The organism is Tritonibacter mobilis, from assembly GCF_001681715.1.
GTDB classification, from domain to species: domain Bacteria; phylum Pseudomonadota; class Alphaproteobacteria; order Rhodobacterales; family Rhodobacteraceae; genus Epibacterium; species Epibacterium mobile.
This window is the reverse complement of record NZ_LNWY01000008.1, coordinates 95,948-122,035: the sequence shown is the minus strand read 5'-3', so window position 1 is coordinate 122,035 and position 26,088 is coordinate 95,948. Positions and strand designations below refer to the sequence as shown.

Here is a 26,088-nt window from a genome sequence, read left to right as displayed (position 1 = left end):
CGGCGTGCCGCTGATGGCATAGGTAACGGCTGTGGTCGTGCTGTTCCTGTCCGTCGCCGTTCCGAGCTACGTGACATCCAGCGTTGCGGTATTTGCGCCAGCATCGGTGGACGCGGATTGAGGACCGGGTGCAGTGATCACCGGCACTTCACCATCCGTCACGGTGACCGTAAAGCTCTGCTGCACCGCCGCATTGCCCGCCCCGTCAGAGGCATCCATCGTCACCGTGGTCACCCCAAGCGGAAAGGCATAAGCCCCGGAAAGAGGCGTGCCGCTGATGGCGTAGGTAATGGCTGGCGTCGTGCCGCTGTTGTCCGTGACCGACCCCAGTGACGTGACATCCAGCGTTGCGGTATTTGCGCCAGCATCGGTGGACGCGGATTGAGGACCGGGGGCTGTGATCACCGGCACTTCGCCATCCGTCACGGTGACCGTAAAGCTCTGCTGCACCGCCGCATTGCCCGCCCCGTCTGAGGCATCCATCGTCACCGTGGTCACCCCAAGCGGAAAGGCATAAGCCCCGGAAAGCGGCGTGCCGCTGATGGCATAGGTAATGGCTGGCGTGGTGCCGCTGTTGTCCGTGACCGACCCCAGTGACGTGACATCCAGCGTTGCGGTATTTGCGCCAGCATCGGTGGACGCGGATTGAGGACCGGGTGCAGTGATCACCGGCACTTCGCCATCCGTCACGGTGACCGTAAAGCTCTGCTGCACCGCCGCATTGCCCGCCCCGTCTGAGGCATCCATCGTCACTGTTGTTACCCCAATCGGAAAGGCATAAGCCCCGGCAAGAGGCGTGCCACCGATGGCATAGGTAATGGCTGGCGTGGTGCCGCTGTTGTCCGTGACCGACCCCAATGACGTGACATCCAGCATCGCCGTGTTTACGCCAGTATCGGTGGACGCAGATTGAGCACCGGGCGGCGTGATCACCGGCGACTCTGTGTCGGTGACGCTTATTGAGATATTTAGTGTACCTTCGGTATAGAACGGAGAAGACGCCGGCCCGGTCGCAACAGCATTGCAGGTTCCGACACCCACCATATTCAGTGTTAACCCAGACGCCGTACACACGCTGGATGTATTGCTGGCCAATGAGGGCGTCATCCCAGACGGTGTCACCAACGCCAGCGTGACGGAGCTGCCTTCAGCTGCCGTAGTAGGCGCGCTACCACTTGAGAAAGAAGGTGTGTTGGGAGTCGGATCGGCGGCAGACACGTGATAATTCAGCGTGACCGAGCTTCCCGTCGTGAGCGTAATGGTACCCGCTGCCGTCACCGTTGTGTCACCCGCTGTTGTTATATATGTACCAGTGCAGGTAATGGTCGAATTGAGACCAGTACTTGTGGGAGAACAGCTGAGCATCGGTCCGACACTATTGGATACACTCACTGCCGTAACCGCGGAGTTGTGGGTATTTATCGCCACCGTAAAGGTAATCGTCTGACCAGATCCGGAAAAATTGCTCGGTGAAGCTGTCTGGCTGGTAATGTATTGTGCCTGAGCAGGCGCGCAAAAAATGAACACGACCCACAGTGCTGCCAACTGGCTAACGCGCCAGAATGACTGAATAATCGACATTGAAAAATTCACTTTTTGTCCTCACCTGAAATCATGCAAGAGTGGCGTGTAGTTTGAGTTGAGCAGTAAAAGCCCCAGTGCCGCTTGCCTGATGATCGTGTTTCATTTTGTGCGTTGGCTCTCACCCATGATCGATCCGGCACGCTGCATTCGCACACAGCATTTGGTGGTCCTTGATTAGAGTGGTCGCGCGCAATGGTTTTGAGAGCAGTAGAGATCGGCTTGCGAACAGGGCCGCAAGCCTGCAGGCGCCCCAAGGCTCCACCTATCGAGATGCCTTGATCCCAAAACCGAGTATGAATCTTAATTCCGTCCAAACTGACAACCCTGCAAAGCAAATGAATCCGCCAAAAGCGGAAGCACAAACCAAACAGCCTGTTGTCTGCGCCGACACGGATCTCTCCGCGGGATCATCCCAAGGGTCAGCATCTATGTGGTGCGGCTAATCTTAACACCACGTCTTCTCAGACTGATATCAGAAAAGCCAAACAGCGTGGGCGATGTCAAAACTGTGGCATCAAAAATTTTCTGACAGTTTTCCGGAGCTGCATTTTTGCAACATGAAAGTTATTCAAAATAACCTGACCGAAAGCAGCCGCGGATTCAGCACGGAGTTAGGATGCGTTTACTTCCGTTTGATGGCGTCGTTCATAGACTGACAACTCAGCACCCAACATCCGCTATGGTGAAGGTTTTCTGACGCGGTGGTCTTCCCCCACTGAAGTCGTCCTCCGCTATGTTTAGGTAAACGAAGGACACACATGGTCAACAAGTGACCAAAGCCCGAAGAGATAGTGACGATGTTACGGCAGGTTGAGGTTCTGACGGGGCAAGGAATGCCGCGTCTGGGTGCGATCCGACAGATTGGCGTGACTGAACAGTCACCTATTACCGCTGGTGTGCAGGCGGATTGTTGATTGTCACTGAGAACTGACCCGGTATTTTCACCGAGATTTGACCCACCCTCAGTTCTGCGTCTTTGTTTATGACGCGGTCAATGTTGCGGTCTCCTTTCCTGTTTTCTTTGCAGCCTCAGCGCTGGCCTTAAAGCGGTAGCTGTCGTTGTCAGTTTCCAGGATGTGGCAGCGGTGCGTGAGCCGGTCGAGAAGCGCGGTTGGAGGATCAACAGATGGATCACGTTCGAGGTGCCCCGTATCACCCGCAAACTCAGGGCAAGATCCCTCTCGTGACATTGCTGCGCAATGCACTGCCGGGCAGTGGAGCGATGGCATCAGGCATTGAAGAACCGCATCTTGCTGGAAAACTACTACCTGCCCGGTGACCTCAGGCAACAGATTGATGCCTTTGTCGACCATTACAACCACCGGCGCTATCACGAGAGCCTACAAAACCTCACCCCGGCTGATGTCTACTTCGGTCGTTGCAAGACCATTCTGAAACGACGAAAAAGGATCAAACAGAAGACAATCGAAACCCGGCGCTCGCCTCACCGCAAATCCGCCGCATAATCAAAGCAACCAGATGAGCCAGGCCCTCTCTTAGATCACGCCGCCATCTGTCCCAAAATCCCTGACGACGGACACATTCGAGCAGGTCACACAACTAAGCTATCTTACGCCTGAGGTCTGGCAAGCAGCGCGGGTCTTTGGAGCGGACTCCGCGCGGCTTGCCGCGCAGAGCAACACCATGCAATCACATGCGCTGGTCCAATATTACCTCGACGGGTGGGACTATTGGTTTCGCTGAGGACTTGAGGCCGTTCCACCGCGTCATTCGAGAGAAACAGACCCTGAACCCCTTACCCCACAATAAGCTGTTTGAGCTGTAGCGCCTCGTATTCCAGTGCGGTCAGACGGAAATTCACCACGTCCCCGATGGTGATCATACCGACCAATTGTTCTTGCTCCAAAACGGGCATGTGCCGGAACCGGCCATCCGTCATGAGACGCAGAACCTCAACCACGGACTGATCCGGAGTCGCTGTGATAACGTCCGTCGACATCAACCCCTCGACTGTTTGCGGCAGCGTTTCACCCGGCGTATCCGCCAGACGTCGGACGATATCGCGCTCAGACAGAATCCCGACCAGTTCGCCTTGCGGGTTTTTGACCAAAAGCGCCCCGATCCCCTTGTCGCGCAGAACCTCCACGGCCTTTGCGACAGTATCTTGCGGATTGATCCAAAACAGATCACCGCTCTTGTTTGCAAGGACATCGCCAACGGTGGCACGGGCTGCAGACATGTTCGTATCAAGAGTTTGGCTGCTGGTCTTCTTGTCCGATGTCTCGGAACCGCGTGTTTTCGGAGTATATGAAGCAGGCATGGCGTTTCCTCTCTTTATCATCTTATACGGTATTACAATTCTCGCCTGAGTAAATGTGTTCCTACAAAGGAAACGAAATTGACCGAACTGACCCTCTCCCCAACAAGCGCCACCCTGCTGTTCGTGATCGCCTGTCTGGCAGGATATCGCTATCGCAGTGTCTGGAAAAACGAAGGGCCCCGCTTTCAGCTTTGGATATTTGGCCTCGTCGCAGCTGCCTGCCTGCTGTCACTGGGATTTGTGCCGCTGCAGGTGGGGTAGCTACACCACCGCTCAGCCGCGCAGATCGCACTGCGCGCACACCAAGGATTTGTTGTTCTTCAAATGACGCTCAGCGAGGTGTTGCGCTTGACGCCCACCGGGGAAAGGACGCGCGGAAACAGGCGTGTAAGAACACTGCTGTAACTCTGGAAACAGCATATAAATCTCGGCAAGCGCTTCTGCTCCGACGGATCTGAGGGCCTCCGGGCCGGGAAACAGGGATTCTGTTTCTGCCCCATTTGCCACCACAACCTCATGCCGATCACAAAGAAAGTGGTAGTAATGCGCGCCAGAGAGGTCGCTGGCAATTTCGATCCCCTTCAGTGCAAGCAGCTTCTTTGCGGCGACCATCACCTCGCCCACGCCAAACATGTTTTGCACAACTCTGGAACGCAGCAATACCCTATGCTGCGGAGAGACAATCAAATCCGTTGCGGGCAGTCGAAAACCAAGCGCGCCTGCCGTGATGCGGATTGGTCGCAAATTGGGTGCCTTCTCCAGATCTGCCGCTCCGATATTTCGGGATCCAATCCAGCGGATCGGTTGTGCACCTCGATCCTTGGTCAAAACAAAGTCGCCAATCTGCAATTGTTCGATCGGCACGGCCCCTCGCGGCGTGTCGATCATGGTGCCCTTTAGGAAGCAGGGGACGCCAGTTGTGCCATTGCTGCGAATGCTCAGTGTACCGACGGCCTCGCCAGCGGTGTTATAGACCTCATAGGACAAATCGTTGAAAGCAGGATCTTCGACGCTGTCATCTTGTGCATTGCTGACAAGCCGCAGCTCCCACCCTTCTGGGATGATAACGGTGGTCTCATCGATTTCACCGTCAGCGGGTTGCGAGTCGACGGTAATAGCACCGCGAAAGCCAGAGCTAATATTCACCGTTACAGTGTCATCGGACCCGTTCTGGCCTACGTTTTTGTAAAACGAGCCAAAACTATCCGCATTTATCACATAATCAGCCATGAGACCTATTGAGCCTAAGTTCTTTTGCCCAACCCGGCGGTACGCAATACGCTAAAAACGAGCGAGATCCGCTTTCTACCAAAAGGATATGTACGGCATACTAACAAACGTGGCACTGCCACGCCAAATTGGCGAAAGCTGCGCACCCGTTAAATGCGACCTGCTCAAGTGTCCAGATGGTCGAAACGACAACGCGCGAAACTACGCTCGCCTCGTGAAAGGTCGGCTCTGCACGGTCAGGCCAACCCCATGCATATTTCGCAGATCATGCCCCCAAAGTGCTATCGCTATTAGACTTTTAATGAACGCTCCAAAATCCACCGGTCGCGAGGCAACGCACCGGTATAGGGCCGCCTCGTCGGCGAACCCTCGCCGAGGGTACAATCAAAGAGAGAACAGCTTGGGTTGATCGAACGAATGGTTCATGTATTCCTGACACCTATAGACAGCGATTTTTGTACCCATGAGTTTTCGAAGCAACCTACCCGGCCAATCGGCTGACACAGCACTTAGCAATCTGGTCCGCGACCGAGGCCCGTTAAAGAACGCGGTGGATGTCCGATCACAAGAAATTGCCTTTCATGAAGGCAAAGTGGTTCCGCTGCTTCTCGACTTCTGGGACAACTACGGAGTCGGGGATCTTGCCGATGGTCGGCTGCGTCTGTGTGTTCCGGCCGAGCTGCGTGAAGCCACCAATGCGATTTTCCAAGGCGATCCGGACTTTAGTGATGAATTCGGTGTGCCAAATGTTCATGCAGTTGCACATACCGCGTTTGGGGATCTCTTCTTGTGGAGCGAACAGCACTGGATCGTGCATGTAAATATCGTGCTCGGTCTGATTGAAGCCCCTTTCTTCCATCGTCCGGAGATGAAGTCACACCCCGACACCGTGGCGCTGGAACTGCTTCTGCAAGCAGAGGGGCTTATTCTCGACATGACGGACGAGAACCAGCAACCCATGTATGAGCGCGCAAAAGAGGCCTTCGATCCACTGCCACGCATGGTGATCTACGCGCCGGGCGAAGCGATCACTGCAGATCCTCACCCACGTTTTGATGCACTATATGCCGCGCATTATCCGGAGTGGTTGCTGGATCGCGCGCAAAGCAAGGTTTGGTATCTGTCTGATTTGGCGACAGGTCGGCCCAACATCCGCACTATAGGAGCACCCAAATGACAAAGGTTTGGGCCGCGCTGATGGCAATGTTGGCCCTGACCGGGTGCTGGAAAGAGGCCCCGACACAGGCCAACCTGTCCATGACCAGCTATTCCTACTCTCCTGTCTTGGTGACGGAGGCGAAGGTTGAGGGATTGAAAATTCCGTTTAATACCACGGTTGTGGCGGGCGAGGCGGAAGACGCAAATATACCACGCGACCTTGGAGCTTATATGTTGAGCTGGTCAGCAGGTAACAAAGATACCGTCGCTGTGTCGGCCAAATGGGTCGAGTTGCTGACTGACCGCGCATGGGAAGCGTCGCTGGAAGTTTCGCCAGATGACCTTCTGCGAAATTCCCTCAATACCGCTTCGATAACGCTCATATTCGGACCAAATGGGCAGTTTGTGGCAGGGACCGACCCTTCGGACACAGGCTCTGGCAAGGATCTCGCGTCCGAATGCGGTACACGCACCCCCACGCAAGATCGAGATATCTCTGCCGAGGTCGATGCACACGCGCTATTGGCCGAAGCGCTTCGTTTTGATTACCCACCCGTCCCAGATCAGACCACCTGCCCGGAGCCTGCATCATGAGCTTGACCGAGAGCGCATCACAACAATCTCAAGGCCTCAACCGATCTGCCGGGAATATCGCGCAGACCTGCCCGGCGGTCACACTCGAAATCGGGGTGTTTTTTGATGGCACCGGTAACAACGCGGCAAACGTCCGGGGACCTTCAAGTGACTATTCGGACAGTTATAACTCGTCGCTCACAAACGTCGTGCTGCTCAATGACCTTTACCAATATTCCTCTCGTTACTGGACCCGCAACTCTTGCGGTTATGCCATCAAGCGCGATCGAATTTACATGGAAGGCATTGGCACCACTGCTGGCGAAGCTGACTGGAACCCACGAAACAAAACTGGCGCAGCGGTGGGCATGGGCCCAACCGGTGTAGAAGCCCGTGTTTTTGACGCCTGTGTCGAGGTCGGCAATCGCGTGAGACGATTAAGCCCCGGTGTGGAGCCGACTGAGGTCGTGCTGGACGTGTTTGGCTTTAGTCGAGGCGCGGCGGCAGCGCGCTACTTCGTCAATTGCTTTCGTCAGGGTTTCATCGAATATGACGCGCTGGACTATTCTCTGCTGCGTGGCGTTCATGTCGATCATAATCGCGCCTCCCTCCCCGCAGGGCGCAATGTACGCATTCGGTTCGTTGGAATTTTCGACACGGTTGCAGCCGTCGGGCTTGGCACCAATGACGACAACGGCCCCGTAAACGTCCATATGTCCACTGCCCAGGCTGATGGCATTATGCACCTCGTGGCAGAAAACGAATATCGAGAGAATTTCCGCCTCAATCATAACACACCCGGAGGGGGGCCATATAAATCCTGCACAGGCGCGCATTCGGACATCGGTGGCGGTTACGCGGGCACCGGCAGTGAAGCGCTGGTGGAGAAAGCAAGAACCAGAACCTTTCATAGCCGTGCAGATGCCGAGGCAGCACGTGCTGCGGATGTCGCCGAAGCCGCTGCGGCGCGAGACTCGCTCGAGAGTTTCTATGTTAGCGAAGGCTGGATTGATCGAGGCGACCCGCGTGGCGGCCTGATTAACGAGCCGGGTCCGATCAGAGAAACACCCGCTCGGGGCCTTGCCGGTTTCGTGGCGAATATTTACAGCTATACCACCGCTGCGCGCCTCGACAGACCGTGGGTTCAGCTCGGCCTGTCCCGTATCCCACTTGCGATGATGTACGACGCGGCCGTTGCAGGCGGCGTTCCATTGGGCGATCTGCCAACCAGTGGCGAATATGCCATCCCAGGAGACCTGCAAACCTTAGCTCAAACCATGCGATCCGGCGGAACACCCTCTGCTGATATGCGACGCGTCGCCTTGCGCGATTTTGGGCATATGTCGTCAAACTTCGACAAGATCGGCATGTCGCCAGAACCGGGCTTTGAGCGTTCAATCGACTGGAATGACGCCGGTCAGGCCAAATGATTTGATCACTCGGCCTCGTGCGCGATCATCTCGTCTTTGACTTGGGCAAACCGCCATTCGGCGGGTTTCTCCATACGCCCCATGATCTGAAGCACTGACTTTGCGTCCTTTTGCTGTTCAAACGTGGGGCCGTATTGAACCTCCCAGACGCAGAGCAAATACAGCATATCCAGCTGCGTAAAACCGTATCCAATCATCCGCCGCATGGTCGCATCACATAGCATGAGCAACTGATCTCGGTCCGGCAGGTCTATTTCAAACGGTGTGTCTCTTAGTTTATCCGCAATCAGCCCTACATCACGTCGCCACTGTAAATGCGAAAAGATCTCTAAATCTGCCTGATCAAGCCGAAAGCTGCCGCGCTCAGCTGTCACGTGTTTGAGCTCGCGATTGGGCGTACAACGGACCAGAGAGTTTGCGCCATCCAACGCATGCACTGGAAACCACATCGCCATGAGTGGCTCCGACATATCATGAGGATGAAACCAACGCGCCGCTTTTGGCGCACGAGTATCAAGTCCAGAGAAATACGCCTCGGCACATACAGGCTCCCAGAAACGGAAAAAATACGCCCGTTCGTGCGCGTCCAGCACCCGCATAAAACGCCGCAAATGCGTCCGCAGCTGCGAGAGCGAGAGCGACGTTTGCACAAAAATCCCAGCTTGCGCCGCCCAGAACGCACCGGCTTTGACCGTTCCATCCTCTGATGTGGTCAGCAATGCGCGCAGCAGGTCAGACTCTTTTGGCAACCTGACCAGATAGGGGGCCGCATCGCCCGCGGCACTCGCCAGTTCCCCGGAAAACAGGCTCACATGCTCAAGACCTTCCGCCTCCAACAATACAGGGAGGCTTTCAAGACAGCTGGCATCCAAGACCGCAAAGATTGCACCATCTGGGGACAAGAAATCATCAGGAAGAACCTCCTGAGGTGTCACCGCTTGACCGATCTTTTGGACGACCGGCAAGCCTTCATCAAAGCGCTTGATTTCTACCGCAGACACGGGCGAAGGGCCTTTTCCATTCACCGCATCAGCACCAATATTTTGCCAATAGTCCTCGTCTGCCATTGTCCCGGCACATCCCAAAATCATACAATAATTTTAAGGCACTATGAGCCTGCGGAGGGACAAATTCAAGGTAGAGTTGAAATAGGAATGCTCTGGTCACAACGCCGCAAACGATACCGCGAAAGGCCTCCTAACCGATCCCCAAAAGACAAACGCGGACCCGTTACAAGAACGAGGCCGCGTCAACTCAGTAATAAAAGACACTAGAGATATTGATCAGGGGGTCGGCTCTGACAAAAACTCAACGACCTTTCCCAGAAAACGCAGGCATTCCCCAAGTTGTTCAAGCTCGACAAACTCGTTGGGTTTATGCGCTTGCTCGATTGATCCCGGCCCTACGATGACGGATGGAATCCCACCGATTTGTTCGAAGACACCACCCTCTGAGCCATACGACACCTTACCGCCCCACGCGGGCATAAGATGCGCGTATCGATTAAACCCAGTGGTGTTACGAGCCTCTCCCATCGCTGGATACGAGAATATTTGCTCAAAACGAATACCTGTTCCGGGGATTTTCTCTTCCATGGGGCGCACGATATCGCAGGTGATGTCCGCCAGCAGGCTCTTCATATCCTGCTCGGGCTCCATCCCGCTGATAGAGCGTAATTCGAACGTAAATTCACAGCTGTCGGGCGTCACATTGGTTGCAACGCCACCCTGTACCATCGTCACCAGCATAGTGGCGTGCGCAACGGTAAAGTCCTGATCAAACGGGCCCTCCAGCTCATAGCGCTTGCCACATTCAGAGATGCGCTCCACCGCTTTGGAAGCGAATTCAATCGCGTTCACATGCTCAGGAGCAAAGGAAGAATGGCCAGCCGTTCCCGTCACATGAGCCCGCATGGCGATTTTGCCTTTTTGCCCAGTGATCAGCTTCATCATCGACGGCTCACCGATGATCGCAAACTCTGGTGGTACCGGCAATTGCTTCAGATACTCTGCAATCGCTGGCGCTCCCAGACAGCCCACTTCCTCATCATAGGAAAAGCACAGATAGACAGGACGCGACAGCTTGGCCGCCGCCAGCTGCGGTGCAACAGCCATTGCGCAGGCCGCGAACCCTTTCATATCGCAGGCCCCACGACCATAGAGCTTGCCGTCTCGGACCTCCGCCACGAAAGGGTTGCTCTGCCATTCCGGCTCCTCTGCGGGGACCACATCCGTGTGGCCCGACCAAACAACCCCGGCAGTGTCCTTTGGACCAAAGGCCGCGACAAGGTTGGCTTTGGCTCCGGTCTCATCCGGCAAAATCGTGATCCGCGCGCCCAAGTCACCGAGGTAATCCGCCATGTGATCAATGAGCGGGCGGTTGGGATTACGAGAGACCGTATCGAATGAGATCAGCTTTGCCAGATGCTCTGCAGCCTTTCCGGTCAGGTCATCAGATGCGAAGCTCATTTCGCTCAGGAGTGTCATTACGCGACTCGCCTTTCTTTTGATTTAGTAAATTCGCGGCGGATGGTTAGCCCAACGACAAAGATGATCAGCGCTGCGAAGACCCATGTGATCGGTGAAGAGAGCAACACCGCGGGATCACCACGCGAAATCGCCAATGCGCGGCGCAAGTTTTCTTCGATCATTGGCCCCAGGATAAACGCGATCAGGAAGGGTGCAGCGGGAATGTTCAGCAGGAACATTGCAAACCCCACAACTCCCATGACCAACAACACCGCCACGTCGAATGTGCTGGAGGCAATGGAGTAAATTCCAAAGATACAAAGCAGGAGCACCAAGGGTGTCAGCAATGTCTGTGGAATATGCGCCACCTTGGAGAACATGCGCATGGTGATTTTTCCTGCGAACAGCAAAAGCACCGAAGACACCAGCATACCAATCAATAGCATGTAGATCTCATGCATGTTGGTCTGAAACAGCAGTGGACCGGGTGTCAGGCCTTGGATCATGAATGCGCCAAGCATCACACCGGTGATCACATCACCCGGCACGCCAAGCGCCAGCAAAGGGATCATCGTTGCACCACATGCGCCATTGTTGGCGGATTCCGATGCGGCGATCCCTTCTAATTCACCTTTGCCGAAATTGCTGCCGTTCTTTGAGCTGCGTTGGGCTTCGCCATAGGAGAAGAACGCCGCAGATGATGGGCCGATGCCCGGAATAGCACCAAGAATAGACCCGATCACGGACCCTTTCAGGATACTGCGCAGCGACCCCATGAACTCTTCTCGGGTGACATGTTGTGCGCCGAGTGCAGCAGCCTCTTCAGTTTTGCTGGCGCGCATCACCACCAGTTTAATCAATTCAGGCAACGCAAAGAGACCGATCAAGACGGGCGCAATTGAAAGACCCGCCTGCATGTCAGGTACAAAGGCAAACCGGAAGGAACCGTACATGTCCTCGCCCACCGTCGCCAGCAACAGCCCAAGAGATGCCGAGACCATCCCCAAGAGCAGCGAATTCCCGGAAACCCCTGCAACAGTGGTTAATGCAAAGAGCATCAGCATGAAGAACTCGGGCGGCCCGATATGGAGCGCCAGCAGCGCCAAAGGTGCCGCAAAGAAAATCAGCGACATGTTCGACAAGAAATCGCCGATCACCGAAGAATAAAGCGCCATGTTCAGGGCTTTGCCTGCCTTGCCCTGTTGCGCAAGCGGGTAGCCATCAAGGGCCGTACACGCCGCCGAGGCGGTGCCAGGCGTCTTGATCAGGATGGCTGAAACCGACCCGCCGTAGGTAGACCCTTTATACAAGGCAACCAGCAGAAGGATCGACGGCACCGGATCCATGTAAAAGGTAAACGGCAGCGCCAGCGTCACCGCCATCGTCCCCGTCATGCCGGGGATAGCCCCGACGATCACACCGCCCCAGATGCCAGCGACCATGATCAGAAGGTTCTGCAACGTGGCAACAGCCACCAGTGCAGCGAGAATCTCGTTTAGCATCAGTATCTCCGATCAGAAACCGAGCATCTTGGTGAGTTCACCCTTGGGGAACTGCGTACCAAGCGCGGAGTGAAAGAACATCAACAGCAGTATCGGCGCACCGATGGATAGGAGTGCAATCCAGACCCGGTAACTGCGTTCTCCGGTCATCAAGACAATGGAGAAGGTCAAAAGCATCGTCGCGACCAGGAATCCGACGTAAGGCATCACGACGAAGAACAACACAAAGGCCAGCAGCAAGCCCGCAAACCGAAATCCCATGCGAGCAAGTGAACTGCCGTCTGTGTCGATGGGTTCCTCTGCGTCCTCATTGCCCTGTCGCGCAACAATCAACGCCAAAACGCCAAGCACGATACCAACCACGGAAACGGTCCACGGCCACATGTCAGGCGGTGGCGCAAACCCCGGGATAAAGGCGGGACGTGGCACAAATACGGGCACAAGATAGAAGGCACTGAGCGCAAAGAACGCGACAACCAACAGCCCCCGCAAAACGGGCTTCGTCATGGCAATGCTCCTGAAGATGTAGGGATCTCGTTTGAGGTGGCCCCAGCCACAACGGCTGGGCCTATGAGCGGCAGGTGGATGCCAGAGCACCCACCTGCAACAGGCTTAGTTCGGCAGATAGCCAAAGTCTTTGGCAAGGCCATTGAACAGTTCGTACTGGCTCTTTGCGTAGTCAGTCATATCGACAGTTCCAATGGTCGAGATCGAGCCGCGACGGGACGCAAGCTCCAGCCATTTTTCATCCGTCGCGACTTGGCCCAGAACCTCCTGCCATTTGGCGAGTACCTCTTCAGGCAGGTCTTTGGGGGCATAAAGCGCACTCCAGCCGGTGATCTGACCGGCTTTTTCGTAACCAAGCTCTTGGGCGGTCGCGACCTCCGGCAGGCTTTCTACGCGCTTCGGTGCAAAAACCATCAGCGCTTTCATGTCGCCACTCTCGATATGGGGCATCAGCGAACCCGCAGCCATGGCCACAAAGTCTACATGCCCACCCAAGAGCGCGGTCGCAAGCGCACCGCCACCTTTGTATGGCACCAGCGTGGCAGCTGTGAGGGGGTCCAGATCATTATCGGCCAAGAGCGCCTGCGTGGTGAAACCATCAATCGCAGTTGCACCGGACGCGGCATAAGTCATAGCGCCGTTGCTGTCTTTGATCGTTGTGACCAGATCCTCGACGTTTTCATAAGGCGCATCGCTGCGCACGGCCAAAATCATTGGCGTCGCCTCGAGCGCGCCTACAAATGTGTAAGCATCCCACGGAACTGCGGAATCAGGCGTCACGGCAGGAGAGAGCGCCATGCCAACCCGCGCGAGCAGCAGCGTATAGCCGTCCGCATCGGCCTCGGAAACGAAACGCGCGCCGTTCATACCACCTGCGCCGGGTTTGTTCATCACGGTGACAGGCTGTTCCAGAAAAGGCTGCGCGGTTTCTGCCAGTGCACGACCAGCAAGATCGGATGCGCCGCCCGGTCCGTAAGGCACCACAAGCGTCACCGCCTGCTCAGGATAAGACTGAGCCAGCGCGGCTCCGCTTGCTGCCACCACTGCAAATGCAATCGATCCGATTAGTTTTTTCATGAGTACCTCACGTTTCGTCCGGGTTTCCGGAGCTGTTGGATGGCACCAACATTCACAGTATGCGAAATTTGACAATAGAGGCGTATTAGTTGCATAAACTGCATACTGAGGGGGCGATTTATGTTCAAGACACGGGAATTAAAGGCCTTTGACGCCTATATGCGGCTGGGTGGCGTGAAGCTGGCGGCGGAACAATTGGATACAAGTCAGCCAATGGTGAGCCGCTTGCTGTCCTCATTAGAGGAAAAAACAGGATTCGAACTGTTCCAACGCAAGCGAAACCGGCTCGCTCCGACGGCAGAGGCCTTTCGGTTTCATCAAACTGTGGTGCGACATTTGGCCGGGCTTCGCAATCTGGAGCAAGAGGCCAACGCCATCGCGAGCGGTCAGGTTGGGCATCTCGTGATCGCGGCGCAACCGGTGTTTTGCGATACATTCTTGCTTGATGCACTGGCGCAGTTTCGGAAAACTCATCCTGAGGCCACTGTACAAATCGCTGATGTCGGAATGGAGGAAATGCTGCGTATGATCAGCGAACAGCGCTGTGATCTGGCGTTTGGCATTACCCTCAACGCTGAGGCATTTGGCGGTGATGCACTCTCTTTGGCCCATTGTGAGGCTCAGTGCATTCTTCCCAAAGGCCATTCGTTAGGAGAAGTGGAAGAGATCCCCCTTCCCCGCTTACGCCGGGAAATGTTCATTGATCTTGCACAAGGCAGCCCGCTGCGACGCCGCATCGATCACATGATGGACACCATTCAGGTTCATCGCACGATTGCTGCTGAACTGCGTACGATTCACGGTATTGTCCGTCTCGTGGAACGTGGTGAAGGTGTCGCAATTGTCGATCCCGTCGCCCGGCAACTCCTTGATCTGGAAAAGGTTTCCATCCACCGCCTGATCCCTGCAATCACGTGGGACATTGCGCAGTTCATCCCCCATGAGCGTCCGCTCAGCACCGTTGGACAAGCCTTTGCAGCAGCGGTCGCGCATGAAATCGACAATCTGAAACGCGATGGTGTCGTGTCCTGAGCCTCTGCACCATGCTGGCGGTCACGGCTAAAGCGCGAACCCGCCAGCACTGAATTGCAGTGTCATGAGCCACCCATAATCATCCGGTAGCGAAGTTGGTCGAAAATCACCGCCAAGATCAGAAGCGCGCCCAGCAGAACCATTTGCATATAAGAGGAAATCTGCGCGAGGTTCATCCCGTTTTGCACAAGAACAATGAAGAACCCGCCCAAAACCACGTTTTCAACACGCCCGATACCACCCCGCAATGAGACTCCCGCGATAACACAGGCCGCAATCGACTCCAGCGTGATGGTACCACCCAGATTGGCCTCGCCACTTTCAACCCGCGCCGTCAGTAGCAACCCCGTCAACGATGCAATCAAGGCGCACCCGACGTAGGCCATCATCAGCGTGCGTTTCGTGTTAATCGCCGACAGATGCGCTGCTTTGATGTTGCCGCCAACGGCATAGACTTGTGTGCCAAGCGATGTACGTGACATAAATACCCACATCGCCACGATACAGAGCAGAGCAACAATCACCGGGACTGGAACGCCCCAAAGGCGACCAAACCCAAACACATCCGCAAACGCAAAAGGCAGACCCGAGACCGGCACGCCACCCGTAAGCAACAGCGCAGCACCACCAGCGAGAGAAGACGCCCCGAGTGTCATGATGAAGGGCGAGACATCGAAATAGGCGACACCAATGCCATTCAGCAACCCCACACAGGCCGCCGCAGCAAAACCTGCCAAAGCACCAAGCAGGATCACTAGAAAGATCGCATCCGGAAATATGCCAGCGAGCCAGACCATGACCGTTGCACTCACAACAGACGTAAGCGCAATCGCCGTCCCAACCGAGAGATCAAACCCGCCGGAGATCAGCACCAGCATCTGCCCGAGCGAAACCAGCACCAAATAGACCGACTGACGCATCACATTGACGAGGTTCTGGCCCGTCAGAAACTTGGGCGACAGCAGGGTGAAAACCACCAGCGCCCCAAGCAGAAAGAAGGGTAAGACCCCAACCCGGACGAATATTTTTCGGATCAATCCGGGAAAGCTGAATGGCATGGTGTCGGTGGTCATAGTGTGGCTCCGGTTTCATCGAAGAAGTATTTGAGGACAGTGTCCTCCGTCATGTCCTGCCCACTCAGCTCTGCCGAGATGCGGCCATGGGCGAGGACCAGAAGGCGGTGTGCGATATTCATCGCTTCGGGCAGATCAGAGGAGATGACGACAATCGCCTTACCGGCCTCAGCAAGCTGTTTGATCAACAGATAGAGCGCCGCACGGGTACCCATATCGACGCCTACGGTAGGCTCGTCAAAAATGAGCAGATCAGCCTCCTGACCAAAGCATTTGCCAAACAGCGCCTTTTGCTGATTGCCCCCTGAGAGTTGCGAGACAGGCTTATTCCGGTAGCCTGCGTGCAGCTCTACATGATCGGATATCTGATCAATTGAGCCGTTGACCGCTCGCCAGCGAACAAACGGGCTCCCGCCCTCATTCCGCATCCCCGACACGATATTCACAGCGAGGTTGTCTCGGGCGGTAGTGGCCAGATCAAGCCCTTCGGCCTTTCTGTCAGGTGACAAATAGTACATACCACCTTTGATGATATGGCGGGTGGTCGCGCCGGTAATATCGCGCCCCTTAAAGGTCACTGTGCCTGATTGAACTGGCGTTAACCCCATGACAGCACGGAACAGACGGGATTTCCCCGACCCGACCAACCCGGCGACTCCGAGCACCTCGCCCCTGCGAACTTGAAAACGCGCGTTTGAGATGCCCGGCGCATGAAGCCCTGCGACCTCCAGAAGTATCTCACCGGGATCATTGGTGATGCTGGGATAGATCTGATCAAAAGAGCGCCCCGTCATCATCTCGACAAGGGCATCGTCATTGGTATCGGCCATCGCGACCGTGCCGATGACCGCGCCATCCCGAAGAACTGTGACCCGTTCGGCGATCCGCGCAAATTCCTGAATACGGTGCGAGATATAGACAATGCCGACGCCACGCGCTTTCAGCTTCGTCACGAAATCAAACAGATGGTCGACCTCTCGATCTGTGAGCGATGCCGTCGGCTCATCCAAAATCAGCACCTTGAGGTCGCCGTGAAAGGCTTTGGTGATCTCAACCATCTGCTGCTGCGCCCGCGACAGACGTGCAACGATGGCAGACGGGTCTATGTCAAATCCCAACTCTTCAAGCATCTCTCGCGATCGCGCCCGCATGGCGCGGTGGTCCAGAAACGGGCCGCGCCGCAGTTCCCAGCCGAGGAAAATATTCTGGGCCACTGTCAGGGTCGGGATCAGCGAAAATTCCTGAAAGACTGTGTAGATACCTTTGGCCTGCGCTTGGGCGACACTGTCAAAACTCACAGTCTCACCGTCGAGCCGGATACTGCCTTTGGTTGGGGTATTCGCGCCTGCGAGCATCGAAATCAGCGTGGATTTCCCTGCGCCGTTTTCACCAAACAACACATGCACCTCGCCCGGCTCCAGATCGAAATCGACATGATCCAGTGCCACAACGCCGGGATATTGCTTCGTCAGGCCGCGTGTCTCGATCAGCTTGGACATCGCTACTTCCTTGTATATTGCAGGCCGGGCGGGGAGAAAGGTCCCGACCTGCAGTTGTCTTGCTTACTGAGTGACGCTGAAGACCGGAGAGAACCCATCTGGCGGCAAAATATTCCCGCGCGCCACGTCCTTCATGTTGTTCTGATCCACAACAAAGATCTTGGGGCCCACGTGTTTGAGGTAATCCTTGCCCTCAAGCACACGCACCGCCTGATCGATCGCAATGCGACCCTGAATAACCATCGAGTCCGCTGGCGCACCGGTGATGAATCCGCGTTGAATGCCGGTGTAGACGCCCGGTGTCATGTAAAACGCAAGAATGTCGACCTCACCTTTTAGACCCCGCTCGCGGATCACACCCTGTGCGGCCTCTGCTGTAACGGCCGTACCTGCGATGTACTTGATCTCCGGATTGGCCTGCAGCACGTCCTCGACCAGCTTGAGCTGCGCCTCTTTGCCGGTGTCGCCATAACGTGGTTCCAGCACGTTGACTGCGGAGCCTTCGACCGCCGCAAGAAAGCCCGTATTGGCAGCCTCAACCCAACCAGCACCTGCCGGTCCGGGGAACCAGCCCACAGTCACAGGGTCAGAACCTGCGGGGTGTTTTTCTGCAAGATATTTGCCGGTCTCAAACCCCATGGTGCGGAACGAGACCAGAGATTTGGCCGCAATATCGGTGGAAGACACGCCATTGATCACGTCAATCACAGGGATGCCTTGCCCCGCTACTTCACTGATGACGTTGTTCAAACCATCATATGAGATCGCACCAACGACGACCGCATCTGCACCGCTTGCCACGCAATCCTCGATCTGACTGATCTGAGAGTTGAGCTCGGTGTATCCTCCGGCTTCGACCACATTCAGATTGACGCCAAGACGCTCAGCCTCAGCCACAACGCCATAGTCGACTCCCAGCCAATATGCATCTTTCATATGGGGAAAGGAGACGCAGATATTCCACGGCTTCTCCGCAGCCGCCAGTGGTTCGTAGGTGACGTCCGACACCGTGCCACCTGCGGAAAACGCAGGCGTGACTTCTTCAGCGGGGTAGGGAAACCACGCCTCGTCGGCGAGGGCCGGAAGGGCCACCGACACCAGCAGCGCGGAGGCTGTATTCAGGAAAAGCTTCATCGTTCTGACTCCTTGTTGGTTCATCAGGTATTGGGCGAAGGGCATCGCCAGACTGATTTTAGGTGGAGACGGGCTCCGGGAGTTGTCAGGCGCTACAAGAGCGCCTGACGGATCTGCTCGATGGTCTCTTTTCGAACCTTTCGAGCGGAAAGCGCCTGATCCATATCAACGCGCTCAAATTTGACCGGGGCGTTGGGCTGCAACTGCCCGATCAGGTCCATATCGGCGGAAATCACGGCCCCCAGGGTAAAATACCCCCCACCGGAAACCGCATCGCGGTGTAGCACGATCGGCTCCAGGCCGCCGGGCACCTGAATGGAGCCGTAAGAATAGCAGCCATCCACGATATTGGAGGGGTCAGAGCCAGCCCCAAAGGGTTGCTCGCGCGCGACAAATTCCATCTGCTGCCCGCCCCGGAACCGATAACCCATCCGGTCCGCTTCTGGCGCAACAGTCCAGTCATCGTCAAAAAAGGCGTTCTGGCTCTTTTCCGTGAGGCGGTGCCAGTACAGACCGGGCAGAACCCGCAACACTGCAGGTTTCCCAGGACGGCGACGTAACGCTTGCGGAACACTGCGCCCGTCAGAACCTTCCATAGCCTTGCCCACCGGGATCACGTCCCCCGCAGCAACCGGACGCCCCTCAAAACCACCAAGCGCCCCAATGGCATAGGTTGAGCGCGATCCCAGAGCAGGAGGCGTGTCGATTCCGCCGGACACAGCGATGTAGATGCGCGCGCCCTCTTTCAGGAACCCAAAGGACAGCACTTGCCCAGCTTTTACTCTGAAACTCGTCCAAGTGTCGCGCGGCGCACCATCCAGCATCACAGGCAATTCTGCACCGGTCACGGCAACTGTCATATCCGCGCCAAATTTGACCTCTGGCCCCATAAAGACCGCTTCCAGACAGGCGGCCCCATCCTCATTCCCGACCAGCATATTGGCGGCAGTCAACGCCAGGCGATCCATCGCACCCCCCTCGGGGATACCAAGGTGGAAATAGCCCGGACGGCCCAGATCCTGAACGGTGGTTGCAAGTCCCGGTTTGACAATCTCAAGCGTCATTGAGCGCCTCCATCAGTTTGGCGTTGAAACCGGTCATGTCCTTATTGAAGGCATCAAGATCAAAGGCGACCTCTGCGATCTTGGGCGTGTAGCTGCCCTCTTCGACCTGCTGGGAGATCACATCATATTCCGCTCGGTCAATCGGCTTCCATTTGACGATATCTCCGGGGCGGAAGAAGACCATGAAGTCTTTGAGATAGCTAATCTTTTGCTCGGGATCGAAGATCGGCATCGGGGTAATCCCGAACATCTGATACCCGCCGGCACCGCGCACCGAATAGATACAGGAAAAACAGCCGCCATAGCCTACCGTCAGTTTTGGTGTATCTGTTCGCGGCCTCAGATACTTGGGCACTTCCAACTGCTTGTCACGTTCAACCAACTGATAAAGGAAGGGCAATCCCGACACGAACCCAACCATGGACACAAACCATGGTTGTGAATGATGCGCCTCAATGAACGCGGCAGCGCTGTCGTAACCATTGATCCGCGCGGCATAATCCAGATCAGTACCCGAAGGATCCTGATGACGCTCACGAAACCGCATCAGTGTTTCATGCGTCCAAGGATCTTCATAAAAAACCGGAATCTCGATAATCCGCGTGTCCAGACGTTTTTCCTGCGCCTGAGCCTCGCCTTCGAGCTCCTTGATCCGGGTCATCATCTCATCCGGAGCGATGACATCCGGGTCGAACCGAACCTCAAAGGAGGCATTCGCCGGGCAAATCTCGGTCACACCGGGGATGTCGGCTTCCCGCACCAGTTTTGACAGCGAGAGCGCGATAAAGAACGCATCAAGCGACATCTCATCGTCGACCTCGACATAAACATGTTCATCGCCCCCGTAGGTGTAGCGCGTTTTCATGCAGCATCTCCTTTCGCGGTGAGGTTCCCAGCTTCGAGCCAAGGTTCGAGCCATTGGGTGTGAAAGTCGCCCGCCCGCACATTCGGGTCGGCCGCCAGAGCAAGGTGCAGCGGCGCCGTAGTCTTGGTGCCTGCGATTTCCAATTCGGTGAGAGCATTCACCAGCTTGTCGATCGCCGCATCACGGGTTTCAGCATGCACAATGACCTTGCCCAAGAGAGAGTCATAGAAGGGCGGGATCTGATATCCCTCTGACAAGAAGTGATCAAAACGCACCCCCTCCCCTGATGGCATTTTCAAAGACGTCACCTGACCGGGCCAAGGCATAAAATCCATGTAGGGATCTTCTGCGCAGAGACGCACCTCAATGGAATGACCAGTGCGTGTAATTTCATCCTGCGTCATCGACAGCTTTGCCCCGCCGCAGACGTTGATCATCTCGGCAACCAGATCCACCCCGGTCAGCATTTCCGTTACCGGATGCTCAACCTGGATGCGGGTGTTCATCTCGATAAAGAAGAATTCGTTCGCGGCCTCGTCAAAAAGATATTCAAGCGTACCCGCCCCGCGATAGTTCACGGCTTTTGCAAGCGCGACAGCAGACGCGCAAAGCGCCTCGCGCGTCTTCTCATCCAGACAGGCCGCCCCGGCCTCTTCCCAGACTTTTTGGCGGCGGCGCTGCAACGAACACTCTCGCTCAAAACAATGAACAGCAGCCTCACCATCGCCAAGAATTTGCACCTCGATATGGCGCGGCGACAGGATGGCACGTTCGACATAAAGTCCGCCATCGCCAAAGGCGGCCTCGGCTTCGGCCTTGGCTTGCGGCGCGAGGGACTTCAGCTCTTCGACGGTTTTGGCAACACGGATGCCGCGTCCGCCGCCGCCCGCGGCGGCCTTGATCATCACTGGAAAGCCAATCTGTTCGGCAATGGAGACGGCCTCAGCGACACTCTCAACGCGCCCATCGGACCCCGGCACCACCGGCACGCCCGCAGCCTCGGCGGCTTGCCGGGCGGCAACCTTATCCCCCATCCGCTCGATGGTGTCGGCGGACGGGCCGACAAAAATGAGACCTGAGGCCTCTACCGCACGCACAAATGCCGGGCTTTCGGACAAGAACCCATAGCCGGGATGAATGGCATCAGCGCCCGTGGCTTTGGCCGCCTGCAGGATCGCATCGATGTTCAGATAGCTTTCCTTGGCAGGCGCGGGACCAATGGAGACCGCCTCATCCGCGAGTTTAACGGCCAACATGTCGCTATCGGCCTCGGAGTGAGCCTGAATGGAATGGATGCCGAGCGCCTGCGCGGCCCGAACGATCCGCACGGCAATTTCACCCCGGTTTGCAATAAATAGTCGCTGGATTGCCATGGCCTATTTCAACTCCGCCACGACATCACCCGCAGTGACGGGCGCTGCATTTTGAACGGCATATTTTTCAAATGTGCCCGGCTCTTCGGCGGTGACCTGAATGAAGGTTTTCATCACTTCGATCAGACCAATGACGTCACCCACAGCGACGGCATCTCCAGCAGATTTAAACGGAGGCTCTTCTGGCGAGGCCTGATGATAGAAAGTACCGGGCAGCGGAGATTGGATATTGGACATGTTGGTATCCCTGTTGTTATCTTTTGTAGGTGCGGTTCAGGCCGCTTGGATCACCGCCGAGGACGGCGCGATCGTGATGTTGTTTGCGGTCAATTCGCGACGGATTGCGCGACCGATTTCAACGGCACCGGGCGTGTCTGAGTGAAAGCAGATCGATTCAAACTCGATATCGATATCGCTGCCATCGACCGTGGTCACCTTCCCCTCAAGACAGGCCCGCAGGCATTTCTGCGCGATCGCATCCGGGCTGAGCCGCCCCACCTTACGGGTGAAGACGATGGAACCATCCTTGCCGTAATCGCGATCTGCATAGAACTCGCGCACCACCGGATGGCCTAGGCGTTTGGCGATGGCATAGGTCTTTGAGATATCCATACAGTAGACGATCAAATCCCCGCTGATGGCCGCGAGGCTTTCGATCATCAACCGGGACAGCTCCTCATTGCGCGCAGCCTCCATGTAGAGCGCGCCATGCGGTTTTACATGTTGCAGGCGGATGCCATGGCGACGCCCAAACTCGCGCACCGCGCCGACCTGATAGATGATATCATTGACCAGTTCCTCAGGCGTGGTGTCGATGTATCGACGGCCAAACCCCTGCAGGTCGCGGTAACCCGGATGTGCCCCGAGACCGACACCGTAATGATTGGCCAGCTTAATCACCCGATCCATCGAATTTGGATCACCTGCATGAAAACCAGCAGCAATATTCGCGGATGAAATGAGCTCCATCAGCTGGTCATCAGGTGCTTCGCCCAGCACCCAGTGGCCAAAACCTTCACCCATGTCACAGTTGAGATCGACAATATTTCGCATCACACGCCCTTGGAATTTCTGATCCTTCGAGCATGCGGAGCCGCTCGCATTTTTGTAAAGTTCATTTATCAGAAACCGCATTATCGCAAAATCCGAACACACTAGCCTCGCGAAAATCCTGAATATTAGGCATGGTTAGCGCTTAGAGGCGGTGCGAGATCACTTTTTCCGCAACCAATGATTGCATTATCGGATATTTCGATAATATGGTTGCGGAGTTTCAGAAGGAGAGGAATAGTCGCGCCAAACTGTACGCCCCTCAGAGAGGACAAATCTATGAATCTGAGACAGCTAAAATACTTCCTCGCCACCGCCGAACTGGGTCAGGTCAGCCGTGCCGCGTCAGAGCTGTCGATTTCTCAATCCTCCGTCACCTCCGCCATAAGAGAACTGGAACAGAGCATGGGCACGACGCTGTTTAATCGCACAGCTCATGGCATGGATCTGACTCCAACCGGCCGCGATCTTCTAAGCGCTGCGCGCGACGTGATGGAGAAAGTGCAGATCGCGCAGGACATCGGGCAGAACCATTCCGATGTGACCGGCACCATCAATATCGCTGCCACCTATACGGTCTGCGGCTACTTCCTGCCCTACCATCTTGATCGGTTGAGCCATCGCTTTCCCAATCTGACGATCAATATCTCTGAGCTGAACCGCGAAAGTATCGAAGAGGGCCTGATTTCCAACCGGTTTGATGTCGCCGTGATCCTGACATCAAACACCTCCAATCCTGAACTGGCCACGCAAACCCTAATGCGTTCACACCGCCGTTTGTGGGTGCCGCAGAACCACACGCTGGCCGGGCGCGAATTTGCTACGTTCGAGGAAGTGGCAGAACACGACTACATCATGCTGACGGTGGACGAAGCCGCCAATACGTCGATGAAGTACTGGGGGCCGACTGGACTGGTGCCGCGTGTACGCATGCGCACGTCCTCGACCGAAGCTGTACGGTCCATGGTCGCCAATGGGCTTGGGGTTACGATCCTGTCCGATATGGTCTACCGACCGTGGTCTCTGGAAGGGCGCCGTATCTCGACGCTGGTGATGGACCGTGAGATCCCCTCCATGGATGTGGGCCTTGCATGGCGGCGCAATCAGGACATGCCCAATGCAGCCCGCCACTTCGTCGATTATTTCCGCAACGCCTATTTGTCGCCGCAGATGGCACACACAGCTTGGCGCGGCTAAAATGTTGGCGGGGTGCAGGCGCTGACCAGAACGCATTTCTCAGGCCCGATCTGACGAAATCTATGCGGGGCGCGGCTGTCAAAATAGTAGGCATCTCCGGGTCCTAGAATTTTGCGCTCGGCCCCAACCGTGATTTCCACCCGACCGGACAGCACGATCCCGCCTTCCTCACCTTCGTGACCATACATGACACGACCAGTATCAGCGCCGATCTCGTAGGTCTCATAGAGGATCATCATCTGACGCCCAAAGAGGTTTGCACCCACTTGTTTCAAGGAAAGCTTCCCCTTGCCGATCTCCGTCAGGTCCTCAGCCGCATAAAAACTGGTTTTTTCCAGCTCCGGTTCAAAGGCAAAAAACTCTGACAGGCTGATCGGAATCCCATCCAGAATTCGCCTGAGCGCACCAACGGATGGGTTCATCTTACCCGATTCAATCAGCGAGATCGTGGAGTTCGGCACGCCGGTTTTCTTTGCCAACGCCCGTTGTGACACACCGCTCTGTTCACGCACGGCGCGCAGACGCTGTCCCAGTTCGTAGTCTTCAGAGTTTGCGTTTGTGTTGTTCAATATTGACAAACTCCTGATATCTGACCCAGTAAAAACAGTATGTTATTATAAATAAGAAACAAACTATCGCGCAAAACTCAACGCCATATCCTGCTGTGCATCTCAACAACCCGGCCGATGCGCCACTCACACAGGACTGATCAGATGCTCAATGCCGAAATTTCCCGCCGTCGCGACGCCGCTATATCCCGGGGTGTCGGCATGCAAACGCAGGTCTATGTCTCCCGTGCGAGCGGTGCAGAAGTCTGGGATGTGGAAGGACGCCGCTATATTGATTTCGCGGCTGGAATTGCCGTTGTGAATACCGGCCATTGTCACCCCAAGGTGATGGAGGCCGTGCGCGCACAAAGCGAGGCATTTACCCACACTTGCCACCAGGTCCTGCCATATGAAAACTACATTCGGCTGGCCGAACGCCTGAACGACAAGGTGCCGGGCAACTTTGACAAAAAGACCGTTTTTGTCACCACCGGAGCCGAAGCCGTCGAGAACGCGATCAAAATCGCGCGTGCCGCAACCGGACGATCTGCCGTCATCGCCTTTGGCGGCGGATTCCACGGTCGCACCTTCATGGGAATGAGCCTCACCGGCAAGGTTGCACCCTATAAGAAAGGGTTCGGTGCGATGATGCCCGATGTCTTTCACGTCCCCTTCCCTGCCGATCTTCATGGGATCTCAACATCCGATGCCCTGACGGCGATCGAGAAGCTGTTTAAAGCAGACCTCGATCCTGATCGCGTCGCCGCAATTATTCTGGAGCCGGTTCAGGGTGAGGGTGGATTTTATCCCGCACCGACTGAGCTGATGCGCGGATTGCGCGAACTTTGCGACTCCCATGGCATTTTGTTGATCGCAGATGAGGTCCAGACCGGGTTTGCCCGCACCGGACATCTCTTTGCGATGGAAGGCTATGATGTGGCTGCGGACATCACCACAATGGCAAAGGGTCTTGCCGGTGGTCTGCCACTTGCAGCTGTGACCGGACGCGCTGAAATCATGGACGCCGCCGCACCCGGCGGCTTGGGTGGCACCTATGGCGGCAACCCTTTGGGCATTGCCGAAGCGCATGCGGTCTTGGATGTCATCGAAGAAGAAGACCTGTGTGGCAGGGCAAATGAACTCGGTTCGCGGCTCAAGCAACGTCTCAGCGCGATCCGCGAAACAGTACCCGAAATCGCTGACATACGCGGCCCCGGTTTCATGGTTGCGGCAGAGTTTTATTCGGCGGATGGATCTGTACCGAACCCGGATATGGCCAATGCAATCCGTACCGAGGCCCTGAACCGGGGGCTGGTTTTGCTGACCTGCGGTGTCTACGGCAACGTAATCCGTTTCCTCGCTCCGCTCACCATTCCCGATGGCGTGTTTTCTGAGGCTCTCGACATTCTCGAGGCATCAATCTCTGCCGTGAAGGGAGCCTGA

General features: G+C 56.0%; 24 protein-coding genes and 2 pseudogenes. 8 read left to right on the top strand and 18 right to left on the bottom strand.

The features are described from left to right. Positions 1-66 precede the first annotated feature (66 nt). On the bottom strand, positions 67-1,044 hold the full coding sequence (locus UB90_RS22920; RefSeq protein ID WP_065331937.1) for an HYR domain-containing protein: 978 nt from the start codon (positions 1,042-1,044) through the stop codon (positions 67-69). Positions 1,045-2,564: 1,520 nt separating this feature from the next. Beyond that, a pseudogene (locus UB90_RS22455) lies at positions 2,565-2,696 on the bottom strand (ATP-binding protein); the annotation flags it as partial. Here UB90_RS22455 and UB90_RS10090 point away from each other — a divergent pair. After that, positions 2,696-3,050 (top strand): annotated as a pseudogene (locus UB90_RS10090) (integrase core domain-containing protein); the annotation flags it as partial. The pseudogenes UB90_RS22455 and UB90_RS10090 overlap by 1 nt on opposite strands. Before the next feature lie 290 nt (positions 3,051-3,340). Here UB90_RS10090 and UB90_RS10085 read toward each other — a convergent pair. Next, complete coding sequence (locus UB90_RS10085) at positions 3,341-3,865, bottom strand: CBS domain-containing protein (protein WP_005613817.1); 525 nt, start codon at positions 3,863-3,865, stop codon at positions 3,341-3,343. A gap of 78 nt (positions 3,866-3,943) precedes the next feature. On the opposite strand from UB90_RS10085, the gene UB90_RS10080 reads away from it, so the two are divergent. After that, a complete protein-coding gene (locus UB90_RS10080; protein ID WP_065326821.1) occupies positions 3,944-4,126 on the top strand; it encodes a hypothetical protein in 183 nt (60 codons plus the stop codon). A 12-nt stretch (positions 4,127-4,138) separates the two neighbouring features. Here UB90_RS10080 and UB90_RS10075 read toward each other — a convergent pair whose 3' ends face one another. After that, positions 4,139-5,095 carry a Hint domain-containing protein gene (locus tag UB90_RS10075; RefSeq protein WP_065326822.1) on the bottom strand — a complete coding sequence of 319 codons (957 nt, stop codon included), beginning with the start codon at positions 5,093-5,095 and terminating at the stop codon, positions 4,139-4,141. 463 nt (positions 5,096-5,558) lie between these two features. Here UB90_RS10075 and UB90_RS10070 point away from each other — a divergent pair, with 463 nt between their 5' ends. Genes UB90_RS10070 through UB90_RS10060 form a run of 3 tightly spaced genes read left to right on the top strand, consistent with a single transcriptional unit; the run spans position 5,559 to position 8,256 of the window. Next, positions 5,559-6,272 carry a GAD-like domain-containing protein gene (locus UB90_RS10070; protein WP_065326823.1) on the top strand — a complete coding sequence of 238 codons (714 nt, stop codon included), beginning with the start codon at positions 5,559-5,561 and terminating at the stop codon, positions 6,270-6,272. Beyond that, positions 6,269-6,847 carry a hypothetical protein gene (locus UB90_RS10065; protein ID WP_065326824.1) on the top strand — a complete coding sequence of 193 codons (579 nt, stop codon included), beginning with the start codon at positions 6,269-6,271 and terminating at the stop codon, positions 6,845-6,847. The genes UB90_RS10070 and UB90_RS10065 overlap by 4 nt, the downstream gene beginning before the upstream one ends. After that, positions 6,844-8,256, top strand: a complete 1,413-nt coding sequence (locus UB90_RS10060; RefSeq protein ID WP_065326825.1) for a T6SS phospholipase effector Tle1-like catalytic domain-containing protein — start codon at positions 6,844-6,846, stop codon at positions 8,254-8,256. Before UB90_RS10065 ends, UB90_RS10060 begins: the two co-directional genes overlap by 4 nt. Before the next feature lie 5 nt (positions 8,257-8,261). Here the strand turns inward: UB90_RS10060 and UB90_RS10055 are convergent, their stop codons facing one another. From UB90_RS10055 to UB90_RS10035, 5 genes are all read right to left on the bottom strand, one after another. Next, a complete protein-coding gene (locus UB90_RS10055; protein ID WP_065331938.1) occupies positions 8,262-9,323 on the bottom strand; it encodes a DUF4123 domain-containing protein in 1,062 nt (353 codons plus the stop codon). Positions 9,324-9,539: 216 nt separating this feature from the next. Next, entirely contained in the window at positions 9,540-10,742 is a 1,203-nt protein-coding gene (argE, locus tag UB90_RS10050) for an acetylornithine deacetylase (RefSeq protein WP_065326827.1), read from the bottom strand. Next, a complete protein-coding gene (locus UB90_RS10045) occupies positions 10,742-12,226 on the bottom strand; it encodes a tripartite tricarboxylate transporter permease (protein WP_065326828.1) in 1,485 nt (494 codons plus the stop codon). Before UB90_RS10045 ends, argE begins: the two co-directional genes overlap by 1 nt. 12 nt (positions 12,227-12,238) lie before the next feature. Then, positions 12,239-12,733, bottom strand: a complete 495-nt coding sequence (locus tag UB90_RS10040; protein WP_009178314.1) for a tripartite tricarboxylate transporter TctB family protein — start codon at positions 12,731-12,733, stop codon at positions 12,239-12,241. 105 nt (positions 12,734-12,838) lie between these two features. After that, positions 12,839-13,810, bottom strand: coding sequence for a Bug family tripartite tricarboxylate transporter substrate binding protein (locus tag UB90_RS10035; RefSeq protein ID WP_065326829.1), 972 nt, complete (start codon positions 13,808-13,810; stop codon positions 12,839-12,841). Positions 13,811-13,930: 120 nt separating this feature from the next. Here UB90_RS10035 and UB90_RS10030 point away from each other — a divergent pair, with 120 nt between their 5' ends. After that, positions 13,931-14,842 (top strand): LysR family transcriptional regulator, encoded by a 912-nt coding sequence (locus UB90_RS10030; protein WP_065326830.1) that lies wholly within the window; start codon positions 13,931-13,933, stop codon positions 14,840-14,842. A 62-nt stretch (positions 14,843-14,904) separates the two neighbouring features. Here UB90_RS10030 and UB90_RS10025 read toward each other — a convergent pair whose 3' ends face one another. From UB90_RS10025 to UB90_RS09990, 8 genes are all read right to left on the bottom strand, one after another. Further along, positions 14,905-15,915: an ABC transporter permease gene (locus UB90_RS10025; protein WP_005613843.1), complete on the bottom strand. Its 1,011-nt coding sequence runs from the start codon at positions 15,913-15,915 to the stop codon at positions 14,905-14,907. Next, a complete protein-coding gene (locus tag UB90_RS10020; protein ID WP_065326831.1) occupies positions 15,912-17,414 on the bottom strand; it encodes a sugar ABC transporter ATP-binding protein in 1,503 nt (500 codons plus the stop codon). The genes UB90_RS10025 and UB90_RS10020 overlap by 4 nt, the downstream gene beginning before the upstream one ends. A gap of 63 nt (positions 17,415-17,477) precedes the next feature. Further along, a complete protein-coding gene (gene torT / locus UB90_RS10015) occupies positions 17,478-18,548 on the bottom strand; it encodes a TMAO reductase system periplasmic protein TorT (RefSeq protein WP_065326832.1) in 1,071 nt (356 codons plus the stop codon). A gap of 92 nt (positions 18,549-18,640) precedes the next feature. Beyond that, positions 18,641-19,612, bottom strand: coding sequence for a 5-oxoprolinase subunit C family protein (locus UB90_RS10010; protein WP_065326833.1), 972 nt, complete (start codon positions 19,610-19,612; stop codon positions 18,641-18,643). Further along, positions 19,602-20,477: a 5-oxoprolinase subunit B family protein gene (locus UB90_RS10005; protein WP_005613853.1), complete on the bottom strand. Its 876-nt coding sequence runs from the start codon at positions 20,475-20,477 to the stop codon at positions 19,602-19,604. Before UB90_RS10005 ends, UB90_RS10010 begins: the two co-directional genes overlap by 11 nt. Beyond that, a complete protein-coding gene (locus tag UB90_RS10000) occupies positions 20,474-21,850 on the bottom strand; it encodes an acetyl-CoA carboxylase biotin carboxylase subunit (protein WP_065326834.1) in 1,377 nt (458 codons plus the stop codon). Before UB90_RS10000 ends, UB90_RS10005 begins: the two co-directional genes overlap by 4 nt. Positions 21,851-21,853: 3 nt before the next feature. Further along, complete coding sequence (locus UB90_RS09995; protein WP_009178373.1) at positions 21,854-22,087, bottom strand: acetyl-CoA carboxylase; 234 nt, start codon at positions 22,085-22,087, stop codon at positions 21,854-21,856. Between the two features lie 36 nt (positions 22,088-22,123). Next, positions 22,124-22,903, bottom strand: coding sequence for a 5-oxoprolinase subunit PxpA (locus UB90_RS09990; RefSeq protein ID WP_198528126.1), 780 nt, complete (start codon positions 22,901-22,903; stop codon positions 22,124-22,126). 276 nt (positions 22,904-23,179) lie between these two features. Between UB90_RS09990 and UB90_RS09985 the strand changes: the two genes are divergently transcribed. Beyond that, positions 23,180-24,097 (top strand): LysR family transcriptional regulator, encoded by a 918-nt coding sequence (locus UB90_RS09985; protein ID WP_005613861.1) that lies wholly within the window; start codon positions 23,180-23,182, stop codon positions 24,095-24,097. On the opposite strand, the gene UB90_RS09980 is transcribed toward UB90_RS09985, so the two are convergent. Then, positions 24,094-24,666 (bottom strand): cupin domain-containing protein, encoded by a 573-nt coding sequence (locus tag UB90_RS09980; RefSeq protein ID WP_065322419.1) that lies wholly within the window; start codon positions 24,664-24,666, stop codon positions 24,094-24,096. The genes UB90_RS09985 and UB90_RS09980 overlap by 4 nt on opposite strands. Positions 24,667-24,810: 144 nt before the next feature. Between UB90_RS09980 and UB90_RS09975 the strand changes: the two genes are divergently transcribed. Beyond that, positions 24,811-26,088 (top strand): 4-aminobutyrate--2-oxoglutarate transaminase, encoded by a 1,278-nt coding sequence (locus tag UB90_RS09975; RefSeq protein ID WP_065331936.1) that lies wholly within the window; start codon positions 24,811-24,813, stop codon positions 26,086-26,088.